The sequence below is a fragment of the Ruegeria sp. P10 genome (assembly GCF_056534925.1).
On record NZ_JBQERJ010000001.1, the window covers coordinates 310,587 to 326,007 of the forward strand.

Annotated in this window: 15 protein-coding genes; 8 read left to right on the forward strand and 7 right to left on the reverse strand. The window is 58.2% G+C overall.

Annotated features, from left to right (window positions below; translation table 11 throughout):
* Positions 1-4: 4 nt before the first annotated feature.
* The 4 genes from ACR0FB_RS01575 to ACR0FB_RS01590 all read right to left on the reverse strand — a co-directional run bounded on the left by ACR0FB_RS01575 (position 5) and on the right by ACR0FB_RS01590 (position 4,459).
* A complete protein-coding gene (locus ACR0FB_RS01575; RefSeq protein ID WP_171632332.1) occupies positions 5-1,066 on the reverse strand; it encodes a methyltetrahydrofolate cobalamin methyltransferase in 1,062 nt (353 codons plus the stop codon).
* Positions 1,067-1,075: 9 nt separating this feature from the next.
* Positions 1,076-2,002: a methylenetetrahydrofolate reductase gene (locus ACR0FB_RS01580; protein WP_171328330.1), complete on the reverse strand. Its 927-nt coding sequence runs from the start codon at positions 2,000-2,002 to the stop codon at positions 1,076-1,078.
* A gap of 25 nt (positions 2,003-2,027) precedes the next feature.
* Entirely contained in the window at positions 2,028-2,324 is a 297-nt protein-coding gene (locus tag ACR0FB_RS01585) for a virulence factor (protein ID WP_171632330.1), read from the reverse strand.
* Positions 2,325-2,572: 248 nt separating this feature from the next.
* Entirely contained in the window at positions 2,573-4,459 is a 1,887-nt protein-coding gene (locus tag ACR0FB_RS01590; protein WP_210092382.1) for a PhoX family protein, read from the reverse strand.
* A gap of 180 nt (positions 4,460-4,639) precedes the next feature.
* Here ACR0FB_RS01590 and ACR0FB_RS01595 point away from each other — a divergent pair, with 180 nt between their 5' ends.
* On the forward strand, positions 4,640-5,752 hold the full coding sequence (locus tag ACR0FB_RS01595) for a Ppx/GppA phosphatase family protein (protein WP_171115826.1): 1,113 nt from the start codon (positions 4,640-4,642) through the stop codon (positions 5,750-5,752).
* Entirely contained in the window at positions 5,752-6,474 is a 723-nt protein-coding gene (locus ACR0FB_RS01600) for an RlmE family RNA methyltransferase (protein WP_171632325.1), read from the forward strand. Before ACR0FB_RS01595 ends, ACR0FB_RS01600 begins: the two co-directional genes overlap by 1 nt.
* Here the strand turns inward: ACR0FB_RS01600 and ACR0FB_RS01605 are convergent.
* From ACR0FB_RS01605 to ACR0FB_RS01615, 3 genes are all read right to left on the reverse strand, one after another.
* Positions 6,471-6,662 (reverse strand): hypothetical protein, encoded by a 192-nt coding sequence (locus ACR0FB_RS01605; protein WP_171723236.1) that lies wholly within the window; start codon positions 6,660-6,662, stop codon positions 6,471-6,473. The two genes, ACR0FB_RS01600 and ACR0FB_RS01605, sit on opposite strands and share 4 nt — an antisense overlap.
* An 87-nt stretch (positions 6,663-6,749) precedes the next feature.
* Positions 6,750-8,651 carry a cytochrome c3 family protein gene (locus ACR0FB_RS01610; RefSeq protein ID WP_480619426.1) on the reverse strand — a complete coding sequence of 634 codons (1,902 nt, stop codon included), beginning with the start codon at positions 8,649-8,651 and terminating at the stop codon, positions 6,750-6,752.
* A complete protein-coding gene (locus ACR0FB_RS01615) occupies positions 8,648-9,514 on the reverse strand; it encodes a YihY/virulence factor BrkB family protein (RefSeq protein ID WP_171723234.1) in 867 nt (288 codons plus the stop codon). Before ACR0FB_RS01615 ends, ACR0FB_RS01610 begins: the two co-directional genes overlap by 4 nt.
* A gap of 159 nt (positions 9,515-9,673) precedes the next feature.
* On the opposite strand from ACR0FB_RS01615, the gene ACR0FB_RS01620 reads away from it, so the two are divergent.
* From ACR0FB_RS01620 to ACR0FB_RS01645, 6 genes are all read left to right on the forward strand, one after another.
* Positions 9,674-10,759 carry an AI-2E family transporter gene (locus ACR0FB_RS01620; protein WP_480619428.1) on the forward strand — a complete coding sequence of 362 codons (1,086 nt, stop codon included), beginning with the start codon at positions 9,674-9,676 and terminating at the stop codon, positions 10,757-10,759.
* 3 nt (positions 10,760-10,762) lie between these two features.
* Positions 10,763-11,875, forward strand: coding sequence for an acetoin utilization protein AcuC (locus tag ACR0FB_RS01625; protein WP_210092385.1), 1,113 nt, complete (start codon positions 10,763-10,765; stop codon positions 11,873-11,875).
* A gap of 116 nt (positions 11,876-11,991) precedes the next feature.
* Positions 11,992-12,969, forward strand: a complete 978-nt coding sequence (locus tag ACR0FB_RS01630) for an AAA family ATPase (protein WP_480619430.1) — start codon at positions 11,992-11,994, stop codon at positions 12,967-12,969.
* 17 nt (positions 12,970-12,986) lie between these two features.
* Complete coding sequence (locus ACR0FB_RS01635) at positions 12,987-13,934, forward strand: DUF58 domain-containing protein (protein WP_480619432.1); 948 nt, start codon at positions 12,987-12,989, stop codon at positions 13,932-13,934.
* Positions 13,931-14,404, forward strand: a complete 474-nt coding sequence (locus tag ACR0FB_RS01640) for a DUF4381 domain-containing protein (RefSeq protein ID WP_480619434.1) — start codon at positions 13,931-13,933, stop codon at positions 14,402-14,404. Before ACR0FB_RS01635 ends, ACR0FB_RS01640 begins: the two co-directional genes overlap by 4 nt.
* Positions 14,404-15,387 (forward strand): VWA domain-containing protein, encoded by a 984-nt coding sequence (locus ACR0FB_RS01645; protein WP_480619436.1) that lies wholly within the window; start codon positions 14,404-14,406, stop codon positions 15,385-15,387. Before ACR0FB_RS01640 ends, ACR0FB_RS01645 begins: the two co-directional genes overlap by 1 nt.
* The last annotated feature ends 34 nt before the right edge of the window (positions 15,388-15,421 follow it).

Sequence of the window (15,421 nt, forward strand, 5' to 3'; positions counted from 1 at the left end):
CAGATCAGGCGCGGCGCCGACGGCCACCACCGCGACGTCCACCTACGGGTCCTGCGGCACCCGCTTCGTCAGGGGCTTTGTTGAACCGGATCCACTCGCCGCCATGCGGGTCGTTGTTGGTCAGCAGGTTGGCGGCGCGGATGGCCTCCATCTCTTTGCCGGCGCGCGGCTTGGTGGAGCCCAGGCCGAACATCTGCACGAACGCCTCGTCATCCATGCCTTCGGGCAGGATGATGCCCGCCGCGGCAACGGCCTCTTTTTTCTCGGCGATTTTTGCCTGCGTCACCGGCAGAGCCACCGGGTTCATGATTGCCGAGGTCATGCCCGCACCCATCGCCATCGGCAGGAACGCGTTGTTGATGCCGTGACGGTTCGGCAGACCGAACGAGATGTTGGACGCTCCGCAGGTGGTGTTCACGCCCAGTTCTTCGCGCAGACGACGGACCAGCGCGAATACTTGCTGACCGGCGGTCGCCATCGCACCGATGGGCATGACCAGCGGGTCAACCACGATGTCATGTGCGGGGATGCCGAAATCGGCAGCGCGTTCGACGATCTTCTTGGCGACGTCAAAGCGCACATCGGGGTCTTCCGAAATACCCGTGTCATCGTTCGAGATCGCCACAACCGGTACGTTGTACTTTTTGACCAGCGGCAGAACCAGTTCCAGACGTTCTTCTTCACCGGTGACCGAATTCAGCAGCGGACGACCTTCAGCCGCCTCAAGACCGGCTTCCAGCGCGCCCGGAACCGACGAGTCGATACACAGCGGCACGTCAACCAGACCCTGCACCAGCTCGACGATCTTGCGCATCAGCGGTGGTTCGGTCTCGTTCGGGTTGGGGTTCGAGTTGTAGACAACGCCCGCATTGATATCCAGAACGGTCGCGCCAGCCGCTACCTGAGCAATGGCGTCTTTCTCAACGGTCGAAAAGTCGCCCGCTTCCAGCTCGGCGGCCAGTTTCTTGCGGCCGGTCGGGTTGATCCGCTCACCGATCACGCAGAACGGTTCATCAAAGCCCAGGACGGCTGTTTTTGTTTTTGATTCTACGACTGTTCGGGTCATGTCCGTTCCTTAGGAGTTTACAGGCTTTGCCGAAGCGCCGCCGTTATTGATCGCCCAGTTGGCGTTGGTCTTGATCCCGCCCAGCGGGAAGAAGTGCACGTTCGTGATGTTGAAATCCGGGTTGGCCGCCTTGTGGTTGGCCAGTTCGGTCACGACATCGGTCGGCTCATAGGGCAGCAACAGCTTGGAGACATCCATGGCGCGCTTTTGCAGAACCTTCAGAGACGGCCCAACGCCACACGCGATGGCGAATTTGATCAGGGTTTGCAACTTGGCCGGACCCGCGATTCCGATATGGATCGGCAGATCGATGCCCGCTTCTTTCAGGCTGTCGGCCCAGGCGATGATCGGCTTGGCGTCAAAGGCGAACTGTGTTGCCAGCGCCATTTCGGCATCCGTGGTCTCGTTGAACTTCTGCTTCCAGCGCAACGCGTCATCGACGTTCTTGGTCGAACCGTCCGGGTCGATGTCCTTGTTGCCTTCGGGGTGACCCGCCACGTGCAGGCGCTTGAAGCCCGCCTTGTCAAACAGACCGGTTTCCAGCAGCTGCATCGAGCTGTCGAACTCGCCGTGCGGGTTGGCGACACCGCCCGCCAGCAACAGCGCCTGTTCAACGCCTGCTTCGCCCTGATACATGGCGATCCAGTTCTCCAACGTCGCCGCATCCTTGATGATGCGTGCCGGAAAATGCGGCATGACAGGGTAACCTTCCGCCGCAATTCGCTTGGCCGTCTTGACCATGTCTTCGATGGGCGTGCCCTCGATATGGGCGATATAAACGCGTGTACCCTCGGGCAGCAGCGCGCGGAAATCGTCGACCTTTTCGGCGGTACGCGGCATGACCTCGATCGAATAGCCTTGCAAAAAGGCTTCGACGGTCGGATTTACTGGGCCGCTTTCGACCGCATCACGTTTCTTGAAGTTCAGCAAAGCCATTTCGGCCTCCCATAAAGTCTGGGGCTCATGCCCAACCGTCATTTGCGATCAGCGCTTTGACGCGGTCCTGATCGTATTCCGTTTCCAGACGCACAGCCTCGGCTTCGGCAATCTCGGCAGGATCGCCTTCAATCGCGAAAGGTTCGGCTTTGCGCCATTCGGCCAGATAGGCATCACTGTCCTTGGCGTTCACCTTCATGGCCGCACGGTCGATGGCTTGTTCAAACCGTTCTTCCAACTGCCGCTTTGCGCCCCGACGGCCTTTGCCGACGATGACCTGAGCGGGAATGTCGCGCCAATACACGATGGTGACGTCAGGCATTGCTGTGATTCCTCCTAACCCGATGGGCCGGTTCTAAACTTCAATGTAGGCTTGGGTCGGTCGATTTTCGACACACGACGCTTTCCAAGCGACGTTTTGTGCCCACTGCGGTGTACGTGGCTTTTACCCAGTTTCTGGCAAAACGCGCATATCAAAATTCTCATCGTCTCTATGAAAGCGCTGCATGAAAAAGAAAAACCCCGGACGGTAAAAACCGTCCGAGGCAAGAATTGATGGAGCAAATGGCCTTAGCCGACCAAACCGCCATCTTCGCGCGTAATGGCGATAATGGCCGAGCGCGGCACCGAGTCCCCGCCTTCAGGCCAGTGGCTGTTGCCGTCTTCGCCCGGGTGCTGAATACCGACAAACATCGTACGACGGTCCGGTGACCAGCTGAGACCGGTGACCTCGCATTCGTTGGGGCCAACCAGAAAACGACGGATTTCGCCGGTGACAGGGTCGCCTGCCAGCATCTGGTTGTTGCCCTGCCCGGCGAAGTCACCTTCGTTGCCATAATTGCCATCGGTCTGAATCCACAGCAAGCCGTTGCTGTCGAACTTCAATCCGTCGGGTGAGTTGAACATATTGTCGGCGTTCACGTTCTCGGATCCGGCATAGGCGTCTTGGTGGACGGTGGGATTGCCTGCAAGCACGTACAGATCCCAGCCAAAGCCAGCCGCAGCATGATCGCCGCCATCCGGGCGCCAGCGAACGATCTGACCGTAGTGGTTCTTGTCACGCGGGTTCGGGCCGTTGGCCGAGGTATCGTCTCCCCCTGCATTCGGCTTAACGCCACGGTTCTTGTTGTTAGTCAAGCAACAGTAAACCTCGGGCGCGTTTGGATTAGCCGCAACCCACTCGGGACGATCCATGGTGGTTGCTCCAACCGCCGAACCAGCCTGACGGGTGTGGATGCTGATCTCGGCCTGCGAGGCCATGCCAGTGCTTTCCGGCGTCAGATCAAGCCACTCACCGGTTCCATCGTCGTTGAACTTGGCAACCGAAAGTGTGCCTTGTTCCAACAGCGCGTTTGTGTCCACACCAGCGGCATAAACACCTTCCGAGACAAAGCGGTAAAGAAACTCGCCGCGTTCATCATCGCCCATGTAAACGACCACGCGACCGTCATTGTTCACTATGACTTCGGCGTTTTCGTGCTTGAAGCGTCCCAGAGCGGTCAGTTTTCGCGGAGTCGAGGTTGGATCAGTCGGATCGATCTCAACCACAAAACCAGCACGGTTCGGTTCGTTTGGGTTTTTCGAGACGTCGAACCGGTCATCAATCTTGGCCCAACCGTAACCCCAGTCTTTTGACGATACGCCATAACGTTTCAGATCAGCATTGACCTCGTGATTTTCGTCTTCGGCCGAGAAGTAGCCGTTGAAGTTTTCTTCACAAGCCAGATACGTGCCCCACGGTGTCACGCCATTTCCGCAATTGTTCCATGTTCCCTTGCACGTCGTGCCGGACGGATCGGCGGCCGTTTTCATCAAGTCATGACCGGCGGCCGGACCCGTAATGGACATTTCGGTCTGCGGTGTAACGCGGCGGTTATAGGGGCTGTCCTTAACGATGCCCCACTTGCCATCGGTGTTCGCGATTTCCACGATCGTGACACCATGCGCCATCATGCCCTTTGCGATGTCGTCATCGGATGCTGGCTTGGCGTCCGGATTGTTGCCCCACAGGATGTCACGATTGGTATATTCGTTGTTTACAACCAGCAGAACGTGACCGTCATGCAAGAAAATGTCCTGACCATCGGTATTGTCACCAAAGGCGCGTTCCTGGCTGGCAGCTGTGCCCCGGGTCGCGTGATCAAACTCAGGCGCGTCCGACCAAAGCGGATCGCCCCAGCGCACCATGACCTCGGCCTTGTAACCAGCGGGAACAATGACCTCGTCCGCGGTCGACACTGGAATCGCCTCAAACGCGAAACGGTTCGAAACCGCGTGAGCCCCTGAAGGAATCAGCGAACCACCAACAGCTGTGAAACTACCCATCGCCAAAACGCCGCCCAGAAAACCGCGACGGGACAATGCGCGTTCGACAACGCGATCAAATTCACATTCTTCTGGGCGCGGATTTACAACTTCATCGAATTCGTCGAAGGAAAGGATGCGCTCATCTTTCATTGCGGTCTCCGTATCTGGCTGAGAGCTAATAGATAAACCCGAACGTGGGTTCGCCCATGGAGATCGCATCATTTTGTGAACGGCATGTGACACGCGCGTTAGTTTCAAAATTGAAATCACTTGCACGTCAGCAATCCCCCGCCTAGGGTCGGGGTAACTCGAAAATCGGAGGGCGTAAAGATGGCGCCCAAGCGTCCCAAGGGTGCGGGCGCGTTCCCGAAAGCGGTCGAAAGCCCCGCGCCGGCAAGACCCGATCCGGATGCTCTTTATGCGGCACTGGATCTGGGGACAAATAGTTGCCGCATGTTGATAGCCCAGCCCAAGGGAAGTGGGTTCCATGTGGTCGACAGTTTCTCCAAATCCGTGCAGTTGGGCGCGGGTCTGGAACGCACCGGACGACTGTCGCGGGCGTCGATGTCGCGTACCGTTCAGGCATTGCGAATCTGTCAGCAAAAGCTGAAACGCAACAAGGTCAAACGGATGCGTCTGATCGCGACCGAGGCGTGCCGCCGCGCCAAGAACTCGCGCGAATTCATCCGACAGGTGAAGCGCGAAACCGGCCTGACGCTCGAGATCATACAGCCCGAGGAAGAAGCCCGTCTGGCGGTGATTTCCTGTGCCCCACTGGTTTCGACCAAGACCGAGCAGTTGCTGGTCGTCGATATCGGAGGCGGCTCGACCGAATTGGTCTGGATCGACATCTCGTCCGTTCCACGCCGCGACCGGCCTGCGGCCATCATGCGGCTGCATCACGGGTTTCACACTGTCGACAGCCCTTTTCCCGCGGCCAAGGTCGTTGACTGGATCAGTGTGCCGCTGGGCGTCGCCACACTGCGGGACCAGTTTAATGATGTCGAGGATGACGCGGCCCGATTTGCGTTGATGAGTTGGTTTTTCGAGGAAAACCTTGCCGACTTTGCCCCCTACAAGGACGAACAGGCGCGCGAAGGGTTTCAGATCGTCGGCACCAGTGGCACGGTCACTACTGTCGCGGCATCGCATCTGGGCCTCAAGCGCTATGACCGGACCAAAGTGGACGGGCTGCGCATGACCAGCGATCAGATTGACAAAGTCATACGCGGGTATTTAGAACTCGGCCCTCATGGGCGGCGCCGGGACCCTCGCATTGGTGAAGACCGGCAAGCCCTGATCATGTCCGGCTCGGCCATATTGCAGGCATTGCTCCGTTGCTGGCCCACTGACCGCCTTTCGGTGGCGGACCGGGGGCTGCGCGAAGGTCTGCTTTACGCACAGATGAGCGCGGACGGTGTATTGGAAGACGGACCGTTCTAATGGCGAAGACACCAAGTGGAAAAAACAACTCGGGCCGCGGGCAGCGCGACCTGAAGGTCAAGGTCAAGACGGCGCGCGGGCGCAAGCTCAGCTCGACGCGCTGGCTCGAGCGGCAACTGAACGATCCCTATGTCAAGCGTGCGCAGTCCGAAGGCTATCGGGGGCGCGCAGCTTACAAGATTTTGGAACTGGACGACAAATTCCGCTTTCTCGTGCCTGGGGCGCGGGTTGTGGATCTGGGCTGTGCGCCCGGCGGTTGGTGTCAGGTTGCGGTCAAACGCGTGAACGCGCTGGGCGAAAAGTCAGGCAAACGGATCGGAACCGTGCTGGGCATCGACCTGCAAGAGGTCGAACCAATCGCCGGGGCCGAAATCCACGTTCTGGATTTCATGGAGGATGACGCCGACCAGAAGGTCAAAGACTGGCTGGGCGGCAAGGCAGACGTCGTGATGTCGGATATGGCGGCGGCATCTTCGGGGCACAAGCAGACCGATCACCTGCGCATCATGGCGCTGTGCGAAACTGCCGCCTATTTCGCCTTTGACGTTCTGGAAGAAGGCGGCACTTTTGTTGCCAAGGTTCTGGCTGGGGGGGCTGAGGGCGATCTGCAAAAGTTGCTCAAGCAGAAATTCCAGAAAGTCGCCCATGTCAAACCGCCGGCGTCTCGCTCGGACAGTTCGGAAAAATTCGTTGTGGCAACCGGGTTTCGAGGCGGCTCTTAATCATCTAGCCGGATAAGATTTCCGCTCAGACGCTGTTCACGCAAGGACGTGACAGCCATTCCCTGCAACATCAGCGTATCTCCGTGCGTAACGTATGATGGTTCCCGGTTGCGCAGGTCTTCGATGCGCTGGGCTAGTGACACCGAACTTGAACCCGGCATCTTCCGCATTGTTGCATCGTTGGACATGGCTCACCTCGGATCAGCACTTTGTTCTTGGCTGTAACAAGGAATTCTGCCGTCAAAATGAAAGAATTCGGGCACGGATGTGCCGGGTCAGCGCCCAAACTGTTGCGACAATTGCAGCAGGTTCGGATCATCCGGCAACCTGTCCAGCGCCTCTTGCAGCACTGTGCGCGCAGCTTCCGGGCCACGATTGATCTGCGCCAGTTGCACTAACATCGGCCACGCCTCTGCCCTCTGCGGGTCCAGCGTCACGACCTCTCTAAACGCCTGTTCCGCCGCTTGCGCGTTGCGAAGCGTCAATGCCATGCCCCCCAGAACGAGATGGGTTTCCGGGGCGTCCAGCCTGTTCGAAATGACCTGCTGCCATTCCGACATGCCCTGCCCAAGCCTGGTCCGCTGCTCGGCCGTCAAGCCCTGCGGCGGTATGCTCAGGAACTCTTTGGCGGCAGCGATGCGCACGTTTCGCAGAGGATCAGACAGCAACGGCTCGAGCCTGCGCACCTGATCTGCCGGGCTGGCCTGACGTTGCAGCGCCGCTGCATTTGCTCGTATCAGCGGGTCAACGTCCTGCAAAAGCGGCGCTGTGTCAGCGGCGATCTGTGGCGACCCAAACGGTTGCAACAGATACGCGGCGGTCGCTCTGACGATCCCGGGCTGCGACGCATCCATTGCGACGGCAAGCAAACCTTCGGGCGTGTCGAGCTGCCCTTCGGCCGCGGCTTTGAAAACTGTCCCATAATGCGGGCGTCGATTTGGCGATCCCGGAAACCAGCCCTCTATCTGGCTTGCGGCCCAGGCCTGATCCTGGTCTTGATGGCAGTCCGTGCAGGCATCAACGCCCAGCCCAAGATCCGGTCGCGGTATGCGAAAACTGTGATCGCGTCGACCGTCGACACCCATGTAGGTTCGCTCGATCATGTGGCAGCTTTTGCACTGGGCGCCTTCGCTGTCTTCCGGGTGATTGTGATGCGCAGACGTGTCATAGTCCTTTGCGGAAAGGGTTGCGAATTCCGGATTTCCGGCAGGCGAATGGCACTGTGTGCAAACCCCGTTTCCTTCGGCTTTCAATTCTGCGCTGTGCGGTTCGTGGCAGTTCATGCATCCGACGCCCTGTGCATACATCCGGGATTGCAGGAACGAGCCGTAGACGTAAACCTCATCCAGAATTTGTCCGTCGGGATGATAGGAACCGGGGCGCAGCACGGCCAGATTATAGGCATCATGATACGGGGTTCCCGGAACCGGGTTTCCGTTGCCATACGCCTCGCGCCGGGAGTGGCATCCGGCGCATTGCTGTATTTCTTCTTCGGTCCGCCCCTTGCCCCAACTCAACAGAAAGCCGGCATTGGCCAGGCCATCTGAAGAACCCCGTTCCCGGACCCAATCGAGATGTGCGGACCCCGGCCCATGGCAGGCCTCGCACCCGACCCCGATTTCGACCTGCTGAGACGTGTAGCTTCTGGTTTGAGGGTCGTAGTTCTTCTCAAAACCCGTGGCATGACATTCGGCGCAGCGCGCGTTCCAGTTCTTGTAAGGGCCGGTCCAATGTAACCCGTCATCAGGCGGCAGGTCCTGATCAGGGTACAGGTGATACCAGCGCTTTTGCTCTATGTCCCAAACCACGTCGAAACTTTGCAACCGGCCCGGTTCGGTTTCGAAAAGGTACTGCTGCAAGGGTTCGATTCCAACGACGGAATGCACGTCATATTCCGTCGTTGCACCGTCTTTCTCCGTTACACTAGCGGTGAAGCTGCCAGCCTCATTTTTGAACTGGACGGACATCCCGTCATGATCGAACCGGGTACCATCGAAATCCGCCACAACAGCGCCGTCAGTAGGGTCTGTCCAGGCCAGCGCATGGTGTGACGCGGCCCAGGCTTCGGCTTCTTGTTGATGACAATCGGTACACTGGTCTGAGCCCACATACTCTGGCGTCTGCGCCTGAACTTCACCAGCAATTGCAAGGCAGGCCAGTATCAGGGCAAATCTCATGCCGTATCTCCTTCGGCGGCTTTTTGCAGGTCAATCAATGCACCGTTGTATTCGGCCCCCAAGATCAGGATCGCCGAATAGAGATACAGGAAAATCAATGCCGCCATGGCCCCCGCCAATCCAGCATAGGTGGCGCTGTAGGTGGCGAACTGGCTGATATAAATTGAAAACGCCCACCCACCGGCAGCCCACAAGACCAAAGTCAACAAGACGCCGGGCAGGATTTGCGTCAAGCTGTGCCTGCGGGTCGGTAGCACGAGATGCGCCAGAAGAACGGTACCCGCAGGAACCGCCACGGTGAACGTCCAGCGCAGGCGATCCACGGAAAACCAGTTGGCCACGGCAACCTCCGTGTGTTCAGCCACCAGTTTCGTATAGACCGGCAAAACCACCTCGACCGCGGCAATGATCAGAATGGCCGACCCGCCCAGAATGACCAGCACCAGACAGAGCAGCCGGGTTTTCCAGAACGGCCAACTGTCTTCGTCGTGGTAGGCCTGATTCATGGCTGCACGTACGGCAGCCACGCCGTTGGAGGCAAAGTAAATCGCCAGCAGCCCCCCTAAGGTGATGACACCCGAGCCGGATCCGGCCAGAACGGCCCGCAGTTCGGCCACGATCGGATCTGCGACGTCCTTGGGCCACGCTCCGAAAATCAGGTCGATCAACTCATCTGTGACATAGCCTTGAGACAACGCCCCTGCCAGCGCCACGGTGAACAGCACAAAGGGAAACAGCGCCATCATCAGCGACATGGCCACATGGCTGCTCATGACAAAACCGTTCTTTCTGCTGAACCGGCGGATCGACAGCCAAAGCGCCTGAACAGGTCGGCCAAACAAGGGATTCGCTGCAGTTGTCATGCTGCAACCCTAACCTGCCGAAATAGAACACAGAACCCATCGTGATAATCTATTTGGCTAATGAGGGCCAACAAACGCCTGAACGCATTGCATAAACAAGACCTCGCGTGCAGGATTGGGCGGCGCAGGACGGGAAATGGGCCAGATACAGGATACCGAATGACCCCGGATCAAAAAGACATCACGGTTAGACCCAAGCTTCGATTGTCCGTTGTCCGGGATACATGCATCATCGCGACCCTGATCGTGCTGGGTCTCTATGCCGGTGCGAACTTCCTGATCCCGCTGGCCATGGCGCTGTTGGTCAATGTATTGATCATCGCGCTGAGCGATCGCGTCGTCGCCCTGACCCGCGCTCCGGTCTGGCTGGCCAATATTGCCGGTGTGACTGTCGTTCTGGCCGGTTTGTTCATGATCATGTACGTGCTGGGCAGTCAGGCGACACAGTTTGCACGATCCATCAGCACCTATGAAAACCAGTTTGACGGTGCGGTCGAGCGTGTAACGGGGCTGGTCGGCAACGACGTGACCACCTTCATTCGTGACAATCTGGTCAGTATCGACATGTCCTATGTCGCACGCGTGTTGCTGGGCAGTGCCACCTCATTGTTGAACCAGTTCTTCCTGATCAGCCTTTATGTCGCCTTTCTGATGGCCGAACGACTGGCCTTTCGGAAAAAGATCCAACTGGCCGCCGGAAACCCCGTCGCCGCAGCAGAGTTTTCCGCCATGCTCGATGCGATTTCGGTCAGCTTGCAGCGCTATGTCGGCGTCAAAACCCTGATCAGCCTGATAACGGCAACGATCAGCTATACGGTTTTCCGCTCGCTTGGTCTGGAATACGCGGAAACCTGGGCCGTATTGACCTTTGCCCTGAACTTCATCCCCTCGATCGGTTCGATCATAGCGGTGCTTTTTCCGGCCATGATCGCGCTTGTTCAATTCGAAACGATCATCCCCTTCCTGGTGATCGTGCTGGGATGTGGTACGATCCAATTCCTGATCGGCAATTTCCTTGATCCGGCCATGCTTGGCCGATCCCTGAACATGTCGACCTTTCTTGTCATTCTGGCCCTGACCTTCTGGACAACGGTCTGGGGACTGATCGGTTCGTTTCTGAGCGTACCTCTGACCGTATGCATCCTGATCGTGTTCAGCCACATCCCGGCCCTTCGGCCCGTCGCCATACTGATGTCACTGGATGGCAGGTTGGGCGAGGACAACAGTCAGGCCGCAGCAAGCTAGGTCATGAAACGCCCCCTGTTCATCGGATCGGATATCTACCGCAACTCGACCTACGGTTCAAAACACCCGCTGGCCATACCACGGGTGTCAACCGTCATCGATCTGTGTCGCGAACTGGGATGGTTGACCCCCGAGAACTACCGCGTCAGCCCCTGCGCAAAGCCAAGTGTATTGGAAAGGTTTCATACGCCGGACTATATCGCCGCCCTGCAAAAGGCCGAAGCGGACCAGCACGTCACGGACGAAATACGGGATAAATACGGTTTGGGGACTCTGTCGAACCCGGTCTTCGCCGAGATGTACCGGCGGCCGGCAACCGCCGCCGGTGGGTCCATGCTGGCCGCCGAACTGATCCGGGATGGAGGGATCGTTTTCAACCCTGCGGGCGGCACCCACCATGGCCTTGCGGACCGGGCGAACGGGTTTTGTTATCTGAACGATCCGGTTCTGGCGATACAGACCCTTTTGAGCGCTGGCCTGGATCGCGTGGTCTATGTCGACATCGACGCCCATCATTGCGACGGGGTTGAACTTGCGTTTCACGGGTCGGACAGAGTGCGTATGATCTCGGTCCATGAAACGCGTCGATGGCCGTTCACGGGTCAACTTGAGGAAGACGCCGGTGGCGCGGCCTTCAACCTGCCGGTTCCACGACATCTGAACGACGACGAATTCGCCGCCATTCTGGATCACTTGATCCTACCTGCGACCGAAGCGTTCAAACCGCAGGCGATTGTCCTGCAATGCGGGGCCGACGCCGTGGCCGAGGACCCGCTTTCGCGTTTGACCCTGTCCAACAACGCGCATTGGCGAACGGTGGCGGCGCTGAAGCCTCTTTCGCCTCGTTTTCTGGTTCTGGGTGGCGGCGGATACAATCCCTGGTCCGTAGGGCGCTTGTGGAGCGGCGTCTGGGCCACCCTGAGTGATTTCGAAATTCCTGACACACTTGACGTCGGTGCACAGAAAATCCTGCGGGATCTGACCTGGAGCAGGGCCGCAGGACAGGCGCCTCACCCCCACTGGCTGGACAGTTTGCGCGACGCGCCCAACACCGGGCCCATACGACAGGAACTGAGGAACGATTTGCGCCACCTCACCGCCAGGCATTCACGGTAGATCGGTCCGCAAAAGCCTGTTAGCATTCCGATATTTCGGGATATTCCTGACCGGCTTACCCCCTGTTCCGCTATCAATTCGTTTCTTCCAGCTTGGCACCGATTGGACCACTACCCATGAATGCACTTAATCAGATGCTTGATCTCAAGGCCCGCATGGGCCAGTCCATCATCGGGCAAACCGAGGTCATCGACCGACTGCTGATCGGCATGCTGGCCAACGGAAACCTTCTGATCGAAGGTCTGCCCGGATTGGCCAAAACACGTGCAGTCAAGGCGATGGCGCGCAATCTGGATGCAGACTTCAGCAGGATCCAGTTCACGCCCGATCTGCTGCCTTCAGACGTGACGGGAACCGAAGTATTTCAACAAACTGACGAAGGCGGCACCTTTCGGTTCGAACCCGGGCCGATCTTTGCCAATATCGTACTCGCTGACGAAATCAACAGGGCACCGGCCAAGGTTCAGGCCGCATTGTTGGAGGCGATGGAAGAACGGCAGGTCACGGTTTCCGGGACCACCCACAAAATGGAACCGCTGTTCATCGTGATGGCAACCCAGAACCCTATTGAACAAGAAGGCACCTATCCCCTGCCCGAAGCGCAGATGGACCGGTTCCTGATGCATGTTCAGATCACCTATCCACCGGTCGAGGACGAGGTTGAAGTGATCCGGCTGGTGCGGGGCGAAGAGATCGCCGCCGGGAAAGGCGCGTCAAGCGAGCCACCACCGACAATCCCGCAAGATGCCGTTTTTGCAGCGCGTTCGGAAATCGGGCAGATCCATGTTTCGGATGCAATGGATCGTTATATGGCCGATCTGGTTCAGGCGACCCGGACGCCTGCGGCGCTCAGCGAAGAACTGGCCAGCTGGATCGAAATCGGCGCCAGCCCGCGTGCCTCATTGGCACTGGACAAATGCGGTCGGGCGCATGCGTGGATGAACCAGCGTGACTATGTGGACCCTGCGGATATTCGAGCCATTGCACATGACGTTTTCCGTCACCGCATCACGCTGAGCTTCGAGGCGCAGGGAAACGCCAAAACGGCAGATGACGTGATCGCGGACATCCTGCGTCTCGTCGCGCTGCCCTGACTTTTAGGGTTGGCCGGGTGCAGCGATCCACAGCATATCCCGATGATCCCCGCATTCACGTCAGTGCGGATCACCTGTTGCGTCTGGAACTGCATTCCCGTGCCCTGAGCTTTTTGCCACGTCAGCCTGCCGGGTCGATCCTGAATGGCAGACACGCATCGCGCCTGCGCGGACGCGGCCTGAATTTCGAGGAATTGCGCAACTACCAACCGGGCGACGATATCCGCACAATTGACTGGAAAGTCACGGCGCGAACCGGTGAGCCCCATGTTAGGGTCTATACCGAGGAACGAGACCGCCCTGCCCTGTTGCTGGTCGATCAGCGCGTTTCGATGTTTTTCGGAACCGAAGTCTACATGAAATCGGTCATCGCCGCCGAAGCTGCCGCAATCACCGCGCATCGCGTTCTTGGTCAGGGCGATCGTGTCGGTGGTCTGGTATTCAACGACACAAGCGTTGCTGAACACAGGCCGCAGCGCCGCGCGGCGGCGCTCATGCGGTTTCTGTCTTCCATCGGGGCTGCCAATTCGGCCTTGCATGCTGCCTTGAACCCGCAACCCATCGTAACTTTGAATGACATGTTGTCGGAAGCCGCGCGTATGACCCAAACCAACGGGCTGGTTTGCCTGTTTTCCGACTGCGACGGGCTTGACGAGAAATCGGAATCCCTGCTGCGCCGCGTTGCGGTCTCAAACGATCTGATCGTGTTCAATATCGCTGACAAGACAGCCAAGGAGCTGGCGCCCGATCTGAAACTCACGGTCTCGGACGGGCGCGACCAGATCGAAATCGACAGCGCCGACCCCGAATTGTCCGGCAAAATTCGCAAATCCATGGAAGACAGGTTGGACCACCTGCACACATGGTCCCGTCGATACGGCTTTCCGGTTGTTCCATTGACGACCGCGGAACCTGCCCTGGATCAGTTGCTGTATCTGTTCGGACATCGCAGGGGGCAGAAATGAGCATCGACACGACAGGGAAATCTCTGGTTGATCTGCTGAATATGCTCGAGCCGGCACCGGAACCCACGCTTGTTTCGATGTTTCCGCAGACATGGGGGTGGTTGGCGCTGGCCGTCATACTGCTTGGCCTTGCCGTACTGGTCAGTGTTTTTTTCATCCGGCGAAGGCTGGCGAACGCGTATCGCCGCCATGCGCTGGCCGAGCTGGCAGACCCGGATATCACGTCGGCAAAAGTTGCCGAAATCCTTCGCCGCACCGCTTTGGTCGCATATCCGCGCAGGCAGGTTGCAGGGATTCACGGAGATGACTGGTTAAATTTCCTTTCGCAAACCTCTGATGACAAGTCCTTTTTATCAGACATTGGGCAAACGCTGATCGACGCGCCGTACAAGGACCTGCCGCCAAACCGCGCCTTGACCCAGCTTGCTAGGCATTGGGTCAAGTCCCATAAACGGTATCGGGGAACCTGATGTTTTCCTTCTCTGCGCCTTGGGTGTTTCTGCTTTTGCCGCTGCCGCTGCTGGTGTACGCCATTGCTCCGCCCTGGCGGGAAACAGCCGTGTCCATTCGCATTCCGTTTTTTCGCCGCGTGGCCCAGGCGGCTGGCGTCGAGCCGCAGTCCGGGTCAATGATCCGAACCCGGGCCCGGCTGCAAACAGCCAGCGCCGCCTTGATCTGGATACTTCTGGTTCTGGCGCTGGCGCGTCCGGAACGTCTGGGCGATCCCGTCGTGATGGAAAAATCTGCCCGCGATGTGGTTTTGGCGCTGGATATCTCTGGCTCGATGGATCAGCGCGACTTCCGGACCGGATCAGGTGCCCCGATACAACGGTTGGAGGCGGTCAAAGAGGTTCTCAGGCAGTTCATCTCTGAAAGAGATGGTGACAGGATAGCGCTGATCATCTTTGGAACACGCGCGTTCATTCAAGCGCCCTTCACGGAAGATCTGAACAGTTTGAATGGGTTCCTGGATCAAACTCAAGTTGGCATGGCGGGTCCGAACACGGCTTTGGGCGATGCGATCGGGCTTGGCATTCGAACCTTTGAATCCAGCGAGGTTGACCAGCGCCTGATGATTGTCCTCAGCGATGGTGCCGATACGTCCAGTCGCATGACACCCGTCAATGCCTCGGCCATTGCTGCGGAAAAGAACGTGGTTGTCTATACGATTGGTGTCGGAGACCCGAATGCCACGGGCGAAGACCGTGTCGACCTTCAGGCACTGAAGGACATAGCCGATCGCACGGGCGGAGAATATTTCTTTGCCGACGATGCAACGGCCCTTGAACAAACTTACGCACGCATTGACTCTCAGAACCCCAGAATGGTGGAAACGCAAAGCTATCGCCCCAAGCAAAGCCTTGCCCATATTCCGTTACTCATCGCGCTGATCGTCATCATGGTCAGCATGACCTGGTTCCATTTCTCACAGCGACACCAGGGGGCCGTCTGACGATGGATCTGGCTGATTTTCATTTTATCCGAGG

What these genes read in the sequence shown, in the direction of transcription:
- ACR0FB_RS01630 (WP_480619430.1), top strand. Translation starts at nt 11,992, where the DNA reads ATGAATGCACTTAATCAGATGCTTGATCTCAAGGCCCGCATGGGCCAG.
- ACR0FB_RS01645 (WP_480619436.1), top strand. Translation starts at nt 14,404, where the DNA reads ATGTTTTCCTTCTCTGCGCCTTGGGTGTTTCTGCTTTTGCCGCTGCCG.
- ACR0FB_RS01580 (WP_171328330.1), bottom strand. Translation starts at nt 2,002, where the DNA reads ATGGCTTTGCTGAACTTCAAGAAACGTGATGCGGTCGAAAGCGGCCCA.
- ACR0FB_RS01615 (WP_171723234.1), bottom strand. Translation starts at nt 9,514, where the DNA reads ATGACAACTGCAGCGAATCCCTTGTTTGGCCGACCTGTTCAGGCGCTT.
- ACR0FB_RS01605 (WP_171723236.1), bottom strand. Translation starts at nt 6,662, where the DNA reads ATGTCCAACGATGCAACAATGCGGAAGATGCCGGGTTCAAGTTCGGTG.
- ACR0FB_RS01595 (WP_171115826.1), top strand. Translation starts at nt 4,640, where the DNA reads ATGGCGCCCAAGCGTCCCAAGGGTGCGGGCGCGTTCCCGAAAGCGGTC.
- ACR0FB_RS01600 (WP_171632325.1), top strand. Translation starts at nt 5,752, where the DNA reads ATGGCGAAGACACCAAGTGGAAAAAACAACTCGGGCCGCGGGCAGCGC.
- ACR0FB_RS01640 (WP_480619434.1), top strand. Translation starts at nt 13,931, where the DNA reads ATGAGCATCGACACGACAGGGAAATCTCTGGTTGATCTGCTGAATATG.
- ACR0FB_RS01620 (WP_480619428.1), top strand. Translation starts at nt 9,674, where the DNA reads ATGACCCCGGATCAAAAAGACATCACGGTTAGACCCAAGCTTCGATTG.
- ACR0FB_RS01585 (WP_171632330.1), bottom strand. Translation starts at nt 2,324, where the DNA reads ATGCCTGACGTCACCATCGTGTATTGGCGCGACATTCCCGCTCAGGTC.
- ACR0FB_RS01575 (WP_171632332.1), bottom strand. Translation starts at nt 1,066, where the DNA reads ATGACCCGAACAGTCGTAGAATCAAAAACAAAAACAGCCGTCCTGGGC.
- ACR0FB_RS01590 (WP_210092382.1), bottom strand. Translation starts at nt 4,459, where the DNA reads ATGAAAGATGAGCGCATCCTTTCCTTCGACGAATTCGATGAAGTTGTA.
- ACR0FB_RS01610 (WP_480619426.1), bottom strand. Translation starts at nt 8,651, where the DNA reads ATGAGATTTGCCCTGATACTGGCCTGCCTTGCAATTGCTGGTGAAGTT.
- ACR0FB_RS01625 (WP_210092385.1), top strand. Translation starts at nt 10,763, where the DNA reads ATGAAACGCCCCCTGTTCATCGGATCGGATATCTACCGCAACTCGACC.